Genomic DNA, 16,891 nt, shown 5'->3' with positions numbered 1-16,891 from the left:
GCCGTTGCCCTCTGGCCTCAAGGGTTTATGGTGCGCCTCCGGTCCGCCCTCACCGCGGAACCCAGGCATCCCTCGCTTGGCAAGAACCGTAAACCCGAACTACGGACAAGGTACCACTATGGCTAAAGTCGCTTTCCTCGGTCTTGGCGTGATGGGCTTCCCCATGGCCGGACACCTCGTGAAAAAAGGGGGCCATGAGGTCACCGTCTACAACCGCACCGCGGCGAAGGCGAAGGAATGGGCGGACAAGTTCGGCGGCAAGACCGCGCCGACCCCGAAGGCCGCCGCCGAGGGTCAGGATTTCGTGATGTGCTGCGTCGGCAACGACAACGATCTGCGCGCGGTCACGATCGGCCCCGACGGCGCCTTCGCCGGCATGAAGAAGGGTGCGACCTTCGTCGACCACACCACTGCCTCCGCCGAGGTCGCCCGTGAGCTCGACGCGGCCGCGACCAAGGCCGGCTTCAAATTCGTCGACGCCCCCGTGTCCGGCGGCCAGGCCGGCGCCGAGAACGGCGTGCTGACGGTGATGTGCGGCGGCGCGCAGGACGCCTATTCCGGCGCCGAGCCGATCATCACGGGCGCCTATGCGCGGATGTGCAAGCTGCTCGGGCCCGCCGGAAGCGGCCAGCTGACCAAGATGGTCAACCAGATCTGCATCGCCGGTCTGGTGCAGGGCCTCTCCGAGGGCATCCATTTCGCCAAGAAGAGCGGCCTCGACGTCGCCGCTGTGATCGAGACCATCTCGAAAGGGGCCGCCCAGTCCTGGCAAATGGAGAACCGCTACAAGACCATGAACGAGGACAAGTACGATTTCGGCTTCGCGGTCGAATGGATGCGCAAGGACCTCTCGATCGCGCTGGCCGAAGCCCGCCGCAACGGCGCCAATCTGCCGGTGACCGCGCTCGTCGATCAGTTTTATTCCGAGGTCGAGAAGATGGGCGGCAAGCGCTGGGATACGTCGAGCCTGCTCGCACGCCTGCAACGCTGACGCTCTGTTGCGGCCTGGTTCGGCGTAGCCGGCTTTGAACGTCGTCGCGACATCCGTCGCGACGGCGTTCCGTAAAGCGCGCCGACCGAAACAATCATAGACTTCCGGGGGGAAGCCTTGCCTAACGTGATCGCCGCCGTCCTTGCTGTTGTTGCGCGCCTGTTCCCGGTCGCGCTCCTGGCCCTGCTGGCATCACCTTCGCAGGCGCTTGCCGCATCGCTCGATGGTGCCAGCATTGGCCCGCAATGGGCACTTCCATTCGCGGGGATGCTGCTCTCGATCGCCATATTTCCGCTCGCCGCGCCTCACTTCTGGGAGCATCACCAAGGCAAGATTGCCGCGATGTGGGCCACCCTGATCGCGCTGCCGCTTGCAATCTGGTACGGCCCGCTTCCAACCGTCCAAGCGCTCGTTCATACGGCGCTGCTCGAATACGTCCCGTTCATTCTGCTGCTCCTCGCCCTGTTTACCGTCGCCGGCGGAATCGTGGTGCGCGGCAATCTTCACGGCTCCCCCGTCCTGAATACGCTGCTGCTCGCTCTCGGCACTCTGATCGCGAGCGTCATCGGCACGACCGGCGCCTCAATGGTCATGATCCGACCGGTGATCCGCGCCAATGACGATCGGCGGCACAACGCGCACGTCGTGATCTTCTTCATCTTTCTGGTGTCCAACATCGGCGGTTCGCTCTCCCCCCTGGGAGATCCCCCGTTGTTTCTGGGGTTCCTGCGCGGCGTGGATTTTTTCTGGACGACGACACACCTGCTTCCCCAGACCACGTTCGCGGCCTGGATTCTGCTCGCCCTGTTCTTTTGCATCGATACTTATCTCTATCGCAAGGAAGGCCGCGTCAAACCGGACCCAACTCCGGACAATCCCTTGCGGATCAGCGGCGGCCTCAACTTCGCTTTGATGGGAGTCATCATCGCTGCGATCCTCTTGAGTGCCAAGCTCGACCTCGGCGGATTTGAAGTTCTCGGCACGCATCTCCAGGTGCAGAATCTCCTGCGCGATGCCGTGATGATCGGAGTCGTGTTCGCATCTCTCGCCGTCACCTCGAAGGAGGACCACGACGCGAACGGCTTCTCTTGGGGCCCGATGATCGAAGTGGCAAAGCTGTTTGCCGCGATCTTCATCACCATCATTCCCGTGCTCGCGATTCTCAACGCCGGCAAATCCGGCGCGTTTGCCTCCGTCGTAAACATGGTCACCAACGCAGACGGCACGCCGAACAATGCTGCATATTTCTGGTTGACCGGCCTGCTCTCATCCTTTCTCGACAATGCGCCGACCTATCTGGTCTTCTTTGAACTTGCCGGAGGCGACGCCAAGCATCTGATGACGAACGGCGCCTTGACCCTTGCCGCGATTTCCGCCGGTGCGGTGTTCATGGGCGCAAACTCCTACATCGGCAACGCGCCCAATTTCATGGTGTACGCAATTGCCCGAGCGAGTGGTGTCGCAATGCCCGGCTTCTTCGGATACATGGCCTGGACCTCCGTCCTGCTGCTGCCGGTCTTCGGGTTGGTCACGCTCGTTTTCTTCAGATGATTGAAGCGCGGGTTGATGAAAGCGGCCGCCCGGACTGCGTATGAATTAACGTTCGGTTAACGTAATTCTTTAGCTCCTTAAGTCAGCTCTTAAGGATTTCTTGCCAGAGATAGACAATGCAGAAAGCCCGCGTCCGGCGTGGGCAGGAATCCGTGTTGCTTGATGAGTAACCCCGCTGAAAAGCCCGAGGTCGTGCAGCTTCCGGCCGAGCCGGTGAGCGCGCCATCGGCGAGCAGCCGAAGGGCTGCGGCGCAGCGGGTGCGCGAGGCGCGCGACAAGTTAACGTCGACCAGTGGAACCCGGCCGGCTTTCGACGCCGAGATGCTGCGGCAATACGCCCAGACCCGGCTGTCCGCCTCCTATGTCGTGATGCTCCTGGTGGTGGCGACCGGCGTGCTGTTCGGGCTATGGATGCAGCCGATCCCGGCCGCGGCCTGGACCGCGGGCATGCTCTGCATCCACAGCGCCATGATCCGCAGCTGCCGGCGCTTCCTGACCGAGCCCGCCTCTCCGGCCGCGACACGCGCATGGCGGACGCGCTTCGTCGTGCTCGACCTGCTCTATGGCCTGTGCTGGATGGCGATCCTGATCCATCCCGTGCTCGACATGGTCACCGAAACGCTGATGATGTTCTTGATGCTGCTGGTGATCGCAGTATCGAGCATGCTCGCGGCCAATCTGCCGATCGCAGCCCTCGCCGCCACGGCGCCGGTCGCGGTTGCGATGGCGCTGAGCTTCGTGACGACCGGATCGCTGGACAATTACATCCTGGCAGCGCTGTCGCTCGCCGCCGAAGGCTATTTCGTGCTGCTGGCGCACCGCCTGCACTCCTCCACCTTCGCCACGCTGGAAGCACGTGCGGAAAAGGACGCGCTGATCGGCGAGCTGGAGCAGGCCAAGGCAATCTCGGACGAAGCGCGCCACCGCGCCGAAGCCGCCAACGTCGCCAAGTCGCGCTTCCTCGCGCAGATGAGCCACGAGCTGCGGACGCCGCTGAACGCCATCCTCGGCTTCTCAGAGGTCATGAAGAGCGAGATTTTCGGCGCGCATGCGGTACCGGTCTACAAGGAATATTCCGCCGACATCCATAATTCCGGCGTGCACCTGCTCAACCTGATCAACGAGATCCTCGATCTGTCACGGATCGAAGCCGGCCGTTACGAGCTCAACGAGGAGGCGGTGTCCCTGGTCGGCATCGTCGCCGATTGCCATCATCTGATGAAGCTGCGTGCCTCGAGCCGCGGCATCACCATCCACGAAGTGTTCGAGCAGGCGATGCCGCGGCTCTGGGCCGACGAGCGCGCGATCCGCCAGGTCGTGCTCAACCTGCTCTCCAACTCGATCAAGTTCACCCCGCAGGGCGGCGAGATCTGGCTCAAGGCCGGCTGGACCGCCTCCGGCGGACAATATCTCTCGGTGAGGGATTCCGGCTCCGGCATACCCGAGGACGAGATCCCGGTCGTGCTCGCCTCGTTCGGCCAGGGCTCCAATTCGATCAAGTCGGCTGAACAGGGCGCCGGCCTCGGCCTGCCGATCGCCAAGAACCTGATCGACCTGCACGGTGGCACGTTCACGTTGAAATCGAAGCTGCGCATCGGCACCGAGGTGATCGTCACATTCCCGCCGGAGCGCGTGATGAGCGCGCTTGCCCCACTCTCGGACGATTCTCCACCGCTCCAGCCGGAGAGCTCCGTCGTGCCGGACGAGAAACGTCGGCCGCGGCACAAGCCGATCATGAGTGCCGGCACAGGCTCTTAACGAGATGCTTGCAGACATGCCCGATCATCCCTCACTATGTCCGTATGAGCAAAGAAACGCCGTGCGTCGCCGTGTGCATGATCGATCCCAAGACCAAGCTGTGCTTCGGCTGCGGCCGCACCTTGCCGGAGATCGCACGCTGGCACGCCATGGAGAGCGCGGACCGGCGCGCGATCATGGCCCTCTTGCCGGAGCGCATGACGGAAGCCGGACTAGTGCCGATCGCTGGATCCCCAAAGCACGTCTGATCCGCCTGCGTGCCCTTGGAGGCGCGCGATGATCCGCTTCCTGCTCGTCCTGATCATGCTCGCCGGCACGGCAGGTGCCGTCGTCGCCTATGGCGATCCCGACCAGATCGCGCGCGCCAGCCACAAGGTCTCGCATATTTTTCGCGCACAAGCCGCCTCCCCGGCGCCGGCCGTGCAGATCCCGCGTGGCCAGGGCGGCGAATTCACGCTGCGCGCGAAGATCAACGGCGTCACTGCGCCGATGGTGATCGATACCGGCGCGACGTCGGTGGTGCTGACCTGGGAAACCGCAAGGGCGATCGGGCTGCCGCTCGAGATGCTTGAATACGACGTCGATCTCGAGACCGCAGGCGGCCACACCAAGGCAGCGCGGCTCACGCTCGACCGTCTCGCCGTCGGCAAGCTGGTCGAGAAGTCGGTGCCGGCCCTCGTCGTGCAGCGCGGCCAGATGAAGACCAATCTGCTCGGCATGAGCTTCCTCGACCGGCTGGAAAGCTGGGGCGTGCGCGCCGACACGCTGATGCTGACAGGGTATCCGGAGCAGCAGCGCAGTCCCCGCCGCGCGCGTACGGCGGTCGACTAAAGCGCGATGCGATTAGGATGAATCGTCTCGCGCTTTAGGCTGTTGTTTGAACATGATCTTTTCGGAAAACCGCTGCGCACTTTTCCGGATCATGCTCCCGCTCATTCAGGCCGCCTCAGCCGGCGCGCGGGCCCCGACACACGTAATCGCCTCGCGCAGCACGTCGAGACCGGCGCCGGGCTTCACACCCTGCTCGGCCAGATGCCGGCGGAACGCACGCGCGCCGGGCACAGCATGAAATGCGCCGACGAAATGCCGCGTGATCGCGTGCAGCCGCGTGCCGTGCGCGAGCTGCTCTTCGATGTAGGGCATCATCGCCTCGAGCGCGTCCTGCATGGTGGCGTGCGGCGCCGGCCCTCCAAAGATTTCGTGGTCGACCGCGAGCAGCCGCCACGGCTCCTGATAGGCGGCGCGGCCGAGCATCACGCCGTCGACATGGGCAAGATGCGCCTTTGCCTCGTCGATGCTCCGAACGCCGCCGTTGATGATGACGGGCACATCGGGCATCGCGCGCTTGAGCCGGTAGACGCGATCATAGTCGAGCGGCGGGATATCGCGGTTCTCCTTCGGCGACAGGCCGTTGAGCCAGGCCTTGCGGGCGTGCACGATCAACGCATCGCTGCCCGCGGCGACCACCGCACGCGCGAGCGCATCGAGCGCGACCTCCGGATCCTGATCATCGATGCCGATGCGGCACTTCACCGTGACGGGAACGGCGACCACGCGCTTCATCGCGTCGACGCACCTCGCCACCAGCTCCGGCTCGGCCATTAGACAGGCGCCGAAACGGCCATCCTTCACACGATCGGACGGGCAGCCGACATTGAGATTGATCTCGTCATAACCGAAGTCCTCGCCGATCCGTGCCGCCGCCGCGAGCTCGCGCGGATCCGATCCGCCGAGCTGAAGCGCCACGGGGTGCTCGACCGCGTCGAACCCAAGCAGCCGCACCCGGTCGCCGTGAATGATCGCGCCGGTCGTCAGCATCTCGGTATAGAGCAATCCCCGCCGCGTCAGGTGACGGTGGAACACCCGGCAATGCCGGTCGGTCCAATCCATCATGGGGGCCACGGAAAAGCGATGAGACAACATATGGATCATATAGACTTTCGAGCCCCCGACGGGAATAGCGGATTTCATGACCGAGCCGGGTCCGATGACACGCTCTGCGAGCCAATCGGCGCGGGGAAGGCCGGCGCCAGACCAGACGGCAAGCGGTTCGCGGCAGCACGGCGCGGCGCCGCGCTCGAACGCGTACACGTCGAACGCGACCAGTCCGCTGCCAGCGAGTAGCGCGCGAAGAGCATGCTCACTCACGTGGGCCGTCGGAAGATTTGCCTTGATCTCCCGGTGCACATGTCGTGGACACGCCCCCTAACCAACATGAGAGATCGAAAGCGGAATCAAGCGCGCTATTGCAGCGCAGGCTGCTCCAATCACGTCGCCATGCAGCAAATCTGTGCAGCGTGGTTGCGCCTGATCAGATCAGGCTTCGCCACTCGGCCGTCGTTACCTTGCTTGTCGCGGGCCGCGAGGATTGGCGTACGCCGCGGCGCTACACCAAGCTCAAGCAGCAGCTCGCCCGAGCACTCGGGCGAGCTCGCTGGCTTCGACAGGGAGCGCCGGTCCAATGCACAAGCTCGTGAGACAGCGTCTGAAAACAATCGACCTGCTTTGCGCCCACGCATGTACCGCCTTAGCCACCAGCCGCCCGCGTGAAACGCGAGGGCAACGCCGATAAGGGGAGAGAACGAACGTTTCCTTTCCGAACGGAAGAACGTCGGAACGCAAAGCGGCAGATGACGCTATCGAGACTCTCATTCACGTCGCGCATGCGGTGTCCGTGAAAGGCCATCCAGTTCTCGATGCGACGCATGCCTGAACGTCCCAAGCCCGGCTGCGCCAGGAGCTCGGCCTTGGTGTGAAGCGACGCAATCTCGAGGAGGTAGTGCATGCGCGTCACGGGCTCTCTGCCAACCAACGCCGCAAGCGGACTGTGAACCAGAATGCCTGCAATTCGCTCAGGGAGAAGGCTTTGCCCCTGCTTGGGAACGAGAGCTTTCCTCACGGTCAATTCCAGCTAGACTTTCAGAAATTCCAAGATCGTTCTAAGAACTCCTCTAGCAAAGCCAATCGGCGTTGTCTCACACGTACACGCTGCGGTTGATCTCGATTAGACAGGTTCTAGATCGGGGAACCCCAAAGCGACAGCGGAACACGCCTGCAGGGTGACCGCGAGAACGCCGGCTATTGTGTAATGAGAACGGGACGATTCGTGATGCGTTTCAATCTCCATCCGCGCAAGGCTTTTGGAGCTGCGATCTCTCCCGGATCGTGTTCTAGGCGATGAGTTCCCGGCGCGAGATTGTCGAGAGCAGAGACTCCGCAATCTCCTGCGACCGCACGGCAATCACCGAAAGCAGCGTGTCGCTCAGACCGTGAGAGGATTCCGAATAGCCCTGGAGGTGGATCTGCGGCCGGAACGCCGGATTGATCACGAGCCGGTAGTTGCGATCCAGCGCCGCATCGCGAATGTAGCGGCGGATCGGTTCGAGAAACCCGTGCGGCGTCTCCCTGTCGTATCCCGTCGCCAGCACGACCACGTCATAAGTCGAACGACGGTTTTCGCCGCGGAACTTGTCAATCACGCCGATCTCGATGCCGTCCGGTCCCGCATCCACATTGGAAATCTCGCTGCGGGGACGCAACATGACCCTTGTGTCGCCACCGACGCGCTGCTGGTAGAGCAGCCGATAAAGCTGGTCCAGCAGGTCGGCATCGACGACGGCGTAGTTGGTGTTCCGGAAGTTGCGGACGATCGCATCCCGCCGCTCGGCAGGCTGCGCGTAGACGAAGTCCGTATAGTCGGGGTTGAAGATCTCGTTGACGAAGGGACTGCTGTCGGACGGCTTGAGAGCATGGCCGCGGAAGATCAGATCGATATGCGCTTCGGGACATCGGCCATGAAGATCGACCGTTACCTCGGTCGCGCTCTGTCCGCCACCGACGACGGCCACACGCACGGACCGGCCGCGCGGGACAACGCGCTCGATCAGGTCGAGATAGCGGCTGGAATGCAGCAGCCTGCGATCGTCGGTAGCCTTGGCAAACACCTGCGGAACATAGGGCTGGCCTCCAACCGCGACCACGAGATTTCGCGCCAGCCGCACGGTCTCCCCGCCGGCGAGCGAGCGCGAATGCACCCGCAACGACGTCACCGTCTGCCCGGCCGTCACCGGCTCGACGGCGACGATGGTCTCGCCGTAAGCGGCCTGCGACTTGAAATGGCTCGCCACCCACTGCAGGTAATCGTTGAACTCGACCCTGCTCGGATAGAACGTCCGGCAGTTGATGAAATCCAGTAGGCGGCCGCGCTTATGCAGGTAGTTCACGAAGGTGAAGGGACTGGTCGGATCGCGCAAGGAGACCAGATCTTTGAGAAACGATATCTGCATGTCGCTGCCCGGAAGCAGCATGCCGCCATGCCAGGTGAAGTGCGGCTGCTTCTCCACGAACAGCGGCGTGCATTTCAGCCGTGATCGCTTCGCGCATTCGTCCAATGCGATGGCGAGCGCGAGATTGGAAGGCCCGAATCCGACGCCAATGACGTCGTGCTCGATCGCAAGTTGATGGGACATGAAGCCGCGCTCCGCTTGCGCTTTAAGACGAGACCGTTGGGCCGGCGGCTGCCGGAAGCCAAAGCCGATCGCCGAAGAAGCGCTCGCGCAACAGCATGACCAGGGTCGCGCGCTTATGGGGAAAGTTGAAGTTCTTGATCCTTGCGAATCCCGAGCGCTCGAGATTGCGAAGCTGCTGCGCATGCGCCGCCGCCGGCTCCCCGACGATCCGCTGCGTGCGGCAATCTTCGAGAAACATGTAGTGCATCAGAGACGGCAGCCACGCGCTGATGTAACGACCGCCGCGAAAAGCGTCCTCGCCCACGATCACGTGCCATCCCCGGTCATAGTCGTCGGCATCATAGAACGGCGCAATGCGATTTTCCTTGGCCCAATAGAGCTCGAAATAGCCGAACGGCTGCTCGCCGAAGCAGCCGATCAACGGCAGCATATGAGGATCGGCCAGAATGCCGGCCAGATATCGCCGATGCTTGTCGAGATCGCCCGCCTCGTTCCAGAATGCATCGACGCGAGGATCGTTCATCCAGCGGTGCAACAAATGGAGGTCATTCTCGAGATCGGCCACGCGAAACGAGATGACCTCCGACAGCCAGGGAATGAAACGACCGTACACCTTTCCCGCCGGCTTTGCGGCGCGGCGCGGATGGCGCTTGCCGTCCGTCATGACGTGGAGTTGCGGCAATGGCGGTCGCCCGGGGTTGACCAGCCAGTTGTCCCGCCGCTGCATCACCAGTTCGGGCAGCAGCACCAGTCGCCCCTCGGACATGATGGCAAGACCACTCTCGGTCAGCTCTCGTGCAAGCGGCGCTCTTCCAGCGAAGTCCAGAACAAGTCGATCGGCGCCAGGTCGCCAGGCAAACAGCGCCTCGGCGGACGCCGACACCGCCCGTGCCGCAACCTCGCGGTCGTCCGAGGCATTCAGGATATCGAGGTGATCGACGCGCTCGCGCAGACGCAGTTCCAACGCGGTCACATCGGCGGCGACGACGCGAAGGCGATCGCCCTCCTGGAAAACGGTCTGAGCGGAATATGGGCCGACCGGGAACGCACGAGGTCCGGTCCCGGAATCCGAAGCCTTGTTCATCCGGCCCTCGCATCTCGATCATCGCTGAGGCGTGGTGTAGATCACTCGCCTACAGGCTGACAAGGAATGCACGCACACGTAGATTAGATTCTCTACAAATCTGACGGCCTGTCGCAAAACGGGATCGCATGTTGTCGTTTGCGTGCGACAAATAGCACCAGCGGCTCGCTACATTGTGTCTAAAGCGGCGCATCGGTTGGAACTGCGGAAGGCCCAGCGACGTTGCTGGCCCTTGCCTCGCTTGCGACGATCTTGCCGTCGCGCAGCCGCACCAGATGATCCGCAATCCCGAAATAGCGATCATCGTGTGAAATCACGATGATGGTCTTTCCCAGACGCTTCAGATCGGGCAGCAGCTCCGTATAGAAGATGTGCCGGAACGCCGGATCCTGATCCGCGGCCCATTCGTCAAACACGAGCACGGGTCTTTCCTCCAGCCATGCATTCATCAGCGCCAATCGCTTGCGCTGTCCGGTCGACAGGTCCGTCGTCGTGAACACGCCGTTCTCGACCGAGACCTTGTGCGCGACCTCCAGCCGCTGGAGATAGCGTTCCGCCACATCAGGAACCACGCCCTCTCCACGAATGAGATCCTCAAACAGATAATAGTCGGAGAAGATGGTCGTGAAGAGCTGGCGGTAATCGTCGCGTGTCTCCGTCAGGACCGGCGAACCGTCGCGCAGCACGGCGCCGCCATGCGGAGCATAAAGGCCCAGCAACAACTTGATCAGGGTCGTCTTTCCACTGCCGTTCTGCCCCACGATGAAGACGATGTCGCCTTGCCGAACGAACAGATCAACCGGCCCGAGGACAAAGGGATCGCTGCCCGGCACGGCGCGAAAAGCATAGGTTACGCCGCGGAGCTCGATGGATTCGATGGCGGTCTTGCCGGGTGCAGCGGGCGCACTGGCCAGCAGATCGTGCTCGGGGCTCGAGAACTGCCCCGAGAGCTCCGCAATGCGGCGCATCGCGACCTGGGCACGGCCGAGCGCCGGCAGGATGCCGATGACCTGGTCAATAGGCCCGCGCATAAAGAGCAGCACCAGCACGAACCCGCTGGACACCGCAGCGGGACTGTCGGGCCACAGGAACGGTCGCAAGGTCAGCGCCACGCCGATCACGACGAAGAACAGCATCGTCCCGAACGCCCGCGCCGTCACGAACAGATTGATCGACCTGATCTGCACCGAGCTGATCCGGTCGACGGTCTGCTGGAGCTGCTCGACATAGACGCGCCGACGGCGCACCCGATTGAGGCGCAACTCCTTGGCACCTTCGGCGATCGCGCGATATTGCTTGTGCAGCTGATCTTCGGCCTCTCGCGCGGTGCTGAAGCCGCGAACACCGCGCGTCCTCGCATATCCATGCGCCAGCGATCCCAGCACGATGACGACTCCCGTGATCAGGAAAAGCTGCCAAGACAGCACCGCCAGGTAAACCATGCAGCCGAGCGCGATCACGAGCGACACGAAAAAGGACGAAAAGAAGAACGCGAAATCGCTGATCGTGTCGACGTCCTGCGTGAGAACCGGGATCAGGCGATGCGTCCGGTAGATTTCGAGCTGATCGATCGGCGCAGCCAGGATTTTGGCGGCGAGCGACTTACGAAGCTCGGCGATGATCCGCTGTCCGACAAAATTGGCGCTGATGTCGGCGCCAATGGAACCGATCAGGATCAGAAGGCACAGGCTAGCGAAGGCGAAAAACAGCGTTACCACGTCGGCCTGCGTGGCATAAAGCCCATGATTCACGACCGCGAGCAACGCCGCGACGGAGGCACCGCCGACCACTCCGAGAACGCTGCCGCCGAGCACGAGTGGCCAGTAGGGCCGCAGGAGCTGCAGGATCTGCGTCGTCAGGCCGCTTCGTGAGTTCATGATGAGAGCCGCGCTGGAGGAGACCTGAAGCGAACCTATATGGCCGGACAAGCCGTGCCGAAGTGATGCGAATACATGATGGCAGCACCGCAACTCCAGCGGTTATTTTCGCTGCTCTTTCGATGGATTCTAATTTGGGATCGGCAATGCCTTTAATATGATGCGGGTAGTATCGCTTTTGCATCGCAGCCGGCGAGCGAGCAGGATTTTTGATCCAGAGCCGTGCCAGGCCGCGACATCCGGACATTTGAAGCGCTTGCAGGCTGGCATCGGACAGGCCGGTGGAGAATGAGTTTGGACTTGCTGATCTCCGAAACCCGCATCGCGCTTACCGACGCCGCCGGCCTCGCCGCGCGGATGATCGATCATCTGGCCGAGCATGACATCGCCTTCGAGGACCGGGACGGTCTCATGGTGGCGAAACTGCCGTTCGGCACCAGTTTCCTCGCCGTCGAGGCCGAAGCGCTCAAGATCCGCGTCGAGGCCAACGACAAGGGCAATCTGGAAATGCTGCGCTCGGTCGTCGCCTCGCATGTGATCGAGTTCGCGGGCGACATTGCCCCAACCATCATTTGGTCAGGTCACGAATCCAACGGCGGCACGCTGGCCAATTTCCGTGAAGTGCGGCTGAAGGCCGCGATCACCCTGACGCCGCACATGCGGCGGCTGACCTTCACGGGCGACGATCTCGCCCGTTTCGCGAATGACGACGATCTGCACGTGCGGCTGTACTTCCCGCCCGAGGGCCTCGCCAAGCCCGAATGGCCGTGGCCCGCGCCCGACGGACGCATCCTGTGGCCCGAGCCCGACCGCAGGCCCGTCACCCGCTATTACACGATCCGCCGCATCGACTTGCAGAGCCGCGAGATCGACATCGACTTCGTGGTCCATGATCATGCCGGGCCGGGCTCGGCGTTCGCCGTGAACGCGACGGCCGGCGCCATCTGCGGCATGGCCGGCCCGCTCGGCCGGGGCATTCGTCCGGCGCGCTGGGTGCTGCTGGCGGGCGACGAAACCGCCCTGCCCGCCATCGCGCGAATTCTGGAGACGCTGCCCGCGACGGCGACGGGTGAGGCCTTTATCGAGGTCGCGGATCGGCGCGAGGAAGTTCCGCTGGTCGCCCCGGCCGGGGTAGCAATCCGCTGGTTGCATCGCGAGGGCCGTCCAGCCGGGACGACGCAGCTCCTGGTCGACGCCGTCAAGGCGGTGCGATGGCCGCACCATCAGGACGTCTTCGCCTGGATCGCGTGTGAGGCGCAGGCGCTGAAGGCCCTGCGCAACCATCTGCGCGATGAGCGAAAGCTTTCCCGCGACCAAGTTCTGGCCGTCGCCTATTGGAGCCTGCGCCAACCATGACGATCCAACACGCGCAGACGAGCGAAAGAACGCTCGCCTTGCCAACCGACGTCACGCAGGCCTCGCTGGAAGCGCCCGCGCCCTTGTTCCAGCTCGACCAGGTCGGCTTCGCAGTGGCCGGGCGCGCGCTGCTCGAACCGCTGACGCTATCCTTTCCCGCACGCAGCGTCGTCGGGCTGATCGGCCATAATGGCTCCGGCAAATCGACCTTGCTGAAATTATTGTCGCGCCAGCAGCCAAGCTCGTCGGGAACGATCCGTTTCGAAGGCCGCGCACTGCGCGCCTGGAGCGATCGGGACTATGCCCGCAAGGTCGCCTACCTGCCGCAGCAGACGCCGCCCGCCGCGGGCATGCTGGTCAAGGAGCTGGTCGCACTCGGACGCTATCCCTGGCACGGCGCGCTCGGACGGTTCGGTGACATCGACCGCGAGAAGGTCGCAAACGCCATGGCGTTGACCCATATCGAACCCTTTGCGGATCGCCTGGTCGATACGTTGTCCGGCGGCGAGCGCCAGCGGGCGTGGATCGCCATGCTGGTTGCGCAGGATGCCGAGTGCCTGCTGCTCGACGAGCCGACCTCGGCGCTCGACATCGCTCATCAGATCGAAGTGCTGTCGCTGGTCAGGCAGCTCGCCCGCGAGCGCAATCTCGGCGTGGTCGTGGTGCTCCACGACGTCAACATGGCCGCCCGCTTCTGCGACGAGATCATCGCGCTGCATTCCGGGAAGCTGATCGCGCGCGGCACACCGGACAAGATCATGACGCCGGCCGAGCTCGAAACCATCTACGGCATCCCCATGGGCGTGATGCCGTCGCCGGACCATGGCCATCTCATCAGCTTCGCGCGGTGAGCGCCGTCAACCGCGCTGCGGGCGCAGCAGCCAGATGAGATAGGGTCCGGCAAGCATCATGGCGAAGATGCCGGCGGGCATCTGGAACGGGAAGATCACCATGCGTCCGGCCCAATCCGCCGTCACCATCAGGATCGCCCCGATCAACGCGGCCAGCGCCGCCTGATGCAGCGCGCGCTGCGCCCCCATCATCCGTGCCATATGCGGCGCGATGAAGCCGACCAGGCTCAGAAGACCAACCATCAGCGTGGCCGTCGCCGTCAGCAACGCCGTCAGCAGCATGATGATGACGCGGCTCCGCGTCAGCGAGATGCCGATCGAACGCGAGGTCGCAGGTCCGAGCGGCAGGATATCAAGCCAGCGGGACAGCATTGGCACCATGATCAGCAGAACGAGCGCCGCGGCGGCGAGGATTGCGGCCTCGGCCGGGCCGATCTGGTAGAGCGAGCCTGTCAGCAGCGACAGCAGCGTGCCGATGCGGGGATCGCCTGTCGCCAGCGCCATGGCAATGATCGCGCCGAATGCCGCGCTCATGGCGACGCCTGCCAGCAGCACGCGCTCCGGACTGAACTCGGACCGCCGGCTGAACAGCAGCACCAGCGCCAGCACAATGAAGGCGCCGATCCCGGCCGCTGCAATCTGCTCCAGCCGGGTGTGGGCGGGAAAGAGATAGAGCAGAACGATCACGCCCATCGCGGCGCCATAGCTGATGCCCATGACCTCCGGCGCGGCCATCGGGTTTCCGGTCATCCGCTGCAGCAGCGTGCCGGCGACCGCCAGCGTCGCGCCCGCGGCCAGCGCCGACACCACGCGCGGCCAGCGCCACGGCCAGAATTCCTGCAAGCCCGACAGGCCGCTCCAGCGCCAGCCGTCGGAGCCGACGCCGAGGGCCAGCGCGATCCAGACGGCGAGCAGCAGCAAGACTAAGGCCAAAAGGATCACGCACCAGGGATGATCGAGCCGCGCCGGAGCGGATGGCGTGAGGTTTCCCATCGGCATGGTGGCTCGCAGCCGTGGCAGCAGCACGAGCAACATTGGCGCGCCGATCAGGGCCGTCACCGCACCGGCCGGCATTTCGCGATAGCCGGGCGGGATCAGAAGCACGAGCTGATCCGTCAGCCACAGCAGCAGGGCGCCGCAAAGTGGCGCCCAGATCAGCCGGTCGCGAAAGCGGCGCGCGCCTGACAGCATGACGATGGCCGGCGCGGACAAACCGACAAATCCCATGACGCCGACCACGCTGACGACCGACGCGCTGAGCGCGATCGCGATGACGAGCGCGAAGACCCGGGCCCTCGTCAATCCGAGGCCGAGATTGCGCGCGGTCTCGTCGTCGAAGCCGAGCAGGGTCAGCGGACGAACCATCGCCGCGATCAGCACGATCGAAATCAGCAGCCGCGGCGCCAGGAAGGTGACGTTGCTCCAATCCTGCTGATTGAGGAAGCCGGCGCCCCAGATGAACAGACCGATCAGATATTCGTGGTTGAGCAGCACCAGCGCCTGGGTGGTCACCGCACAGTAGTAGCTGACGATCAATCCAGCGAGCACCAGGACGACGGGCGACAGCGCACGCTTCCAGGTCAGCCCGAACACGCACAGGAACGCAGCGAACCCGCCGCACAGCGCAATCCACTCGCGGCCGAAGGCCAGCAGCGACGGCGCCCACAGGGTCGTCACGGCCAGCGCAAGATAGGCGCCGTTCAGGACGCCGATGGTGCTCGGCTCCGCAAGCGGATTGCGCAACACCTGCTGAGAGACCGTGCCGGCAAGACCGAGGGCTGCGCCGGCCAGCAGCGCCACTGCGATGCGCGGAAACACGGTGTAGTGCACCAGCATCTGCTGGGGATCGGTGACCTCGGGCCGCCACAACACCGGCAGCCAGGCGCCTGCGGGCAGATATCCGGACAGGTTCCGCCAGGTCAGCGCGGCCGCGGCTGCCAGCAGCAAGCCGATCAGCACCGCCGGATGCATCTCCAAGCCGGACCGGGCCGGCAGTGCCTCAACCTTGCTCATGGCTTTCCCGCGGCAGACGTTCGGCGAGAAGGCGGGCGAAACGTTCGGCCGCCGGCACGCCGCCATAGAAGAACTGGTTACCCAGGACCGTCAGCCGATGCGACCGAAGAGACGGCAGGGTTTGAAGCACAGGGCTTGCCTTCAGCAGCGCTTCGACATCGGCGACCCGCGAGGTCATCAACACCAGCCGCGCGTCCGGAACCGCGGCGAGCACTTCGAGCCCAACACTGGTATGGCCCCATGGGCCGCTCTGTCCCGTCCAGGCATTCTTCAATCCGCACCGATCGAGCACCTCCTGATAGAGGCTGTTCGGTCCGAACACGAGCGCGCGGTTGCGCGCGATCTCGCTGACGAGATAGAGCGGCTTGCCGCCGCGACCCTGGAGCCGCTCACGATAGCCGGCCATGGCGACGTCGAAACGGGCGAAATAGGCTTCGCACGCCGACTGCACTCCGAGACGTTTGGCAAGCTCCAGCGTCGAATGGCGCGCCGTGTCGAGAGGATGCCCGCCGGGTCTGAAGATCGTAAACGTTTCGACCGGCGCGATCAGCTTGAGCCGGGGGACGGCGGCCGCAATGCTGGGGTCGATGACGATGATGTCGGGCGCGAAGCTCTGCAGCAGTTCGAGATTTGGCTCCGAACGCAGACCAATTTCCTGAACCGCGGACGGAACGGGCGGCTCGACGACGAGCCGGCCATAGCGCTCGATCTCCGGAATCACCAGCGGCACAACGCCGAGCGCCAGGATCGTCTGGGCACAGGCCCAGCCGAGCGCGGCAATTCGGAGCCCAGATTGCGGTCCACTGGTTTGGGCAAATGCCATTGGCCATCTACCCGCAATGGCCGTGCCTCCGATCGCTGCGCCCACGCCGAGGAGCGCACGGCGGGACAGCCTATGGTCTGGAATAGTCGTGCTCATGGGATCCGTTCAGGCGCCTCTC

At 63.9% G+C, this 16,891-nt stretch carries 13 protein-coding genes; 7 read left to right on the top strand and 6 right to left on the bottom strand.

The window, feature by feature from the left end; all coding sequences use genetic code 11:
• Window positions 1-118 precede the first annotated feature (118 nt).
• From I6F12_RS06570 to I6F12_RS06550, 5 genes are all read left to right on the top strand, one after another.
• Window positions 119-991 carry an NAD(P)-dependent oxidoreductase gene (locus tag I6F12_RS06570; protein WP_036001597.1) on the top strand — a complete coding sequence of 291 codons (873 nt, stop codon included), beginning with the start codon at window positions 119-121 and terminating at the stop codon, window positions 989-991.
• 126 nt (window positions 992-1,117) lie between these two features.
• Entirely contained in the window at window positions 1,118-2,542 is a 1,425-nt protein-coding gene (locus I6F12_RS06565) for a sodium:proton antiporter (RefSeq protein ID WP_225126023.1), read from the top strand.
• 162 nt (window positions 2,543-2,704) lie between these two features.
• On the top strand, window positions 2,705-4,300 hold the full coding sequence (locus I6F12_RS06560; protein WP_036001601.1) for a HAMP domain-containing sensor histidine kinase: 1,596 nt from the start codon (window positions 2,705-2,707) through the stop codon (window positions 4,298-4,300).
• Between the two features lie 44 nt (window positions 4,301-4,344).
• Window positions 4,345-4,548 (top strand): DUF1289 domain-containing protein, encoded by a 204-nt coding sequence (locus I6F12_RS06555; protein ID WP_036022214.1) that lies wholly within the window; start codon window positions 4,345-4,347, stop codon window positions 4,546-4,548.
• 28 nt (window positions 4,549-4,576) lie between these two features.
• Window positions 4,577-5,131, top strand: coding sequence for a TIGR02281 family clan AA aspartic protease (locus I6F12_RS06550; protein ID WP_036001607.1), 555 nt, complete (start codon window positions 4,577-4,579; stop codon window positions 5,129-5,131).
• 105 nt (window positions 5,132-5,236) lie between these two features.
• On the opposite strand, the gene dusA is transcribed toward I6F12_RS06550, so the two are convergent.
• From dusA to I6F12_RS06530, 4 genes are all read right to left on the bottom strand, one after another.
• Complete coding sequence (gene dusA / locus I6F12_RS06545) at window positions 5,237-6,223, bottom strand: tRNA dihydrouridine(20/20a) synthase DusA (protein ID WP_225126024.1); 987 nt, start codon at window positions 6,221-6,223, stop codon at window positions 5,237-5,239.
• 1,247 nt (window positions 6,224-7,470) lie between these two features.
• On the bottom strand, window positions 7,471-8,769 hold the full coding sequence (locus tag I6F12_RS06540; protein WP_036001610.1) for a lysine N(6)-hydroxylase/L-ornithine N(5)-oxygenase family protein: 1,299 nt from the start codon (window positions 8,767-8,769) through the stop codon (window positions 7,471-7,473).
• A gap of 22 nt (window positions 8,770-8,791) precedes the next feature.
• Window positions 8,792-9,853 carry a GNAT family N-acetyltransferase gene (locus tag I6F12_RS06535; protein ID WP_225112787.1) on the bottom strand — a complete coding sequence of 354 codons (1,062 nt, stop codon included), beginning with the start codon at window positions 9,851-9,853 and terminating at the stop codon, window positions 8,792-8,794.
• 179 nt (window positions 9,854-10,032) lie between these two features.
• On the bottom strand, window positions 10,033-11,730 hold the full coding sequence (locus I6F12_RS06530) for a cyclic peptide export ABC transporter (protein ID WP_225155817.1): 1,698 nt from the start codon (window positions 11,728-11,730) through the stop codon (window positions 10,033-10,035).
• 222 nt (window positions 11,731-11,952) lie between these two features.
• On the opposite strand from I6F12_RS06530, the gene I6F12_RS06525 reads away from it, so the two are divergent.
• Together I6F12_RS06525 and I6F12_RS06520 are read left to right on the top strand one after the other, a co-directional pair.
• Window positions 11,953-13,086: a siderophore-interacting protein gene (locus I6F12_RS06525; RefSeq protein ID WP_225155816.1), complete on the top strand. Its 1,134-nt coding sequence runs from the start codon at window positions 11,953-11,955 to the stop codon at window positions 13,084-13,086.
• Window positions 13,083-13,937 carry an ATP-binding cassette domain-containing protein gene (locus tag I6F12_RS06520; RefSeq protein ID WP_225141397.1) on the top strand — a complete coding sequence of 285 codons (855 nt, stop codon included), beginning with the start codon at window positions 13,083-13,085 and terminating at the stop codon, window positions 13,935-13,937. Before I6F12_RS06525 ends, I6F12_RS06520 begins: the two co-directional genes overlap by 4 nt.
• A gap of 6 nt (window positions 13,938-13,943) precedes the next feature.
• Here I6F12_RS06520 and fhuB read toward each other — a convergent pair whose 3' ends face one another.
• A complete protein-coding gene (gene fhuB / locus I6F12_RS06515; protein WP_225141395.1) occupies window positions 13,944-15,950 on the bottom strand; it encodes a Fe(3+)-hydroxamate ABC transporter permease FhuB in 2,007 nt (668 codons plus the stop codon).
• Window positions 15,937-16,773 (bottom strand): ABC transporter substrate-binding protein, encoded by an 837-nt coding sequence (locus tag I6F12_RS06510; RefSeq protein ID WP_225141393.1) that lies wholly within the window; start codon window positions 16,771-16,773, stop codon window positions 15,937-15,939. The genes fhuB and I6F12_RS06510 overlap by 14 nt, the downstream gene beginning before the upstream one ends.
• Between the last annotated feature and the right edge of the window lie 118 nt (window positions 16,774-16,891).

The sequence above is a fragment of the Bradyrhizobium sp. IC4059 genome (assembly GCF_020193615.1).
In the GTDB taxonomy this organism is placed as follows: Bacteria; Pseudomonadota; Alphaproteobacteria; order Rhizobiales; family Xanthobacteraceae; genus Bradyrhizobium; species Bradyrhizobium yuanmingense.
This window is presented reverse-complemented; position numbering and strand designations above follow the sequence as displayed.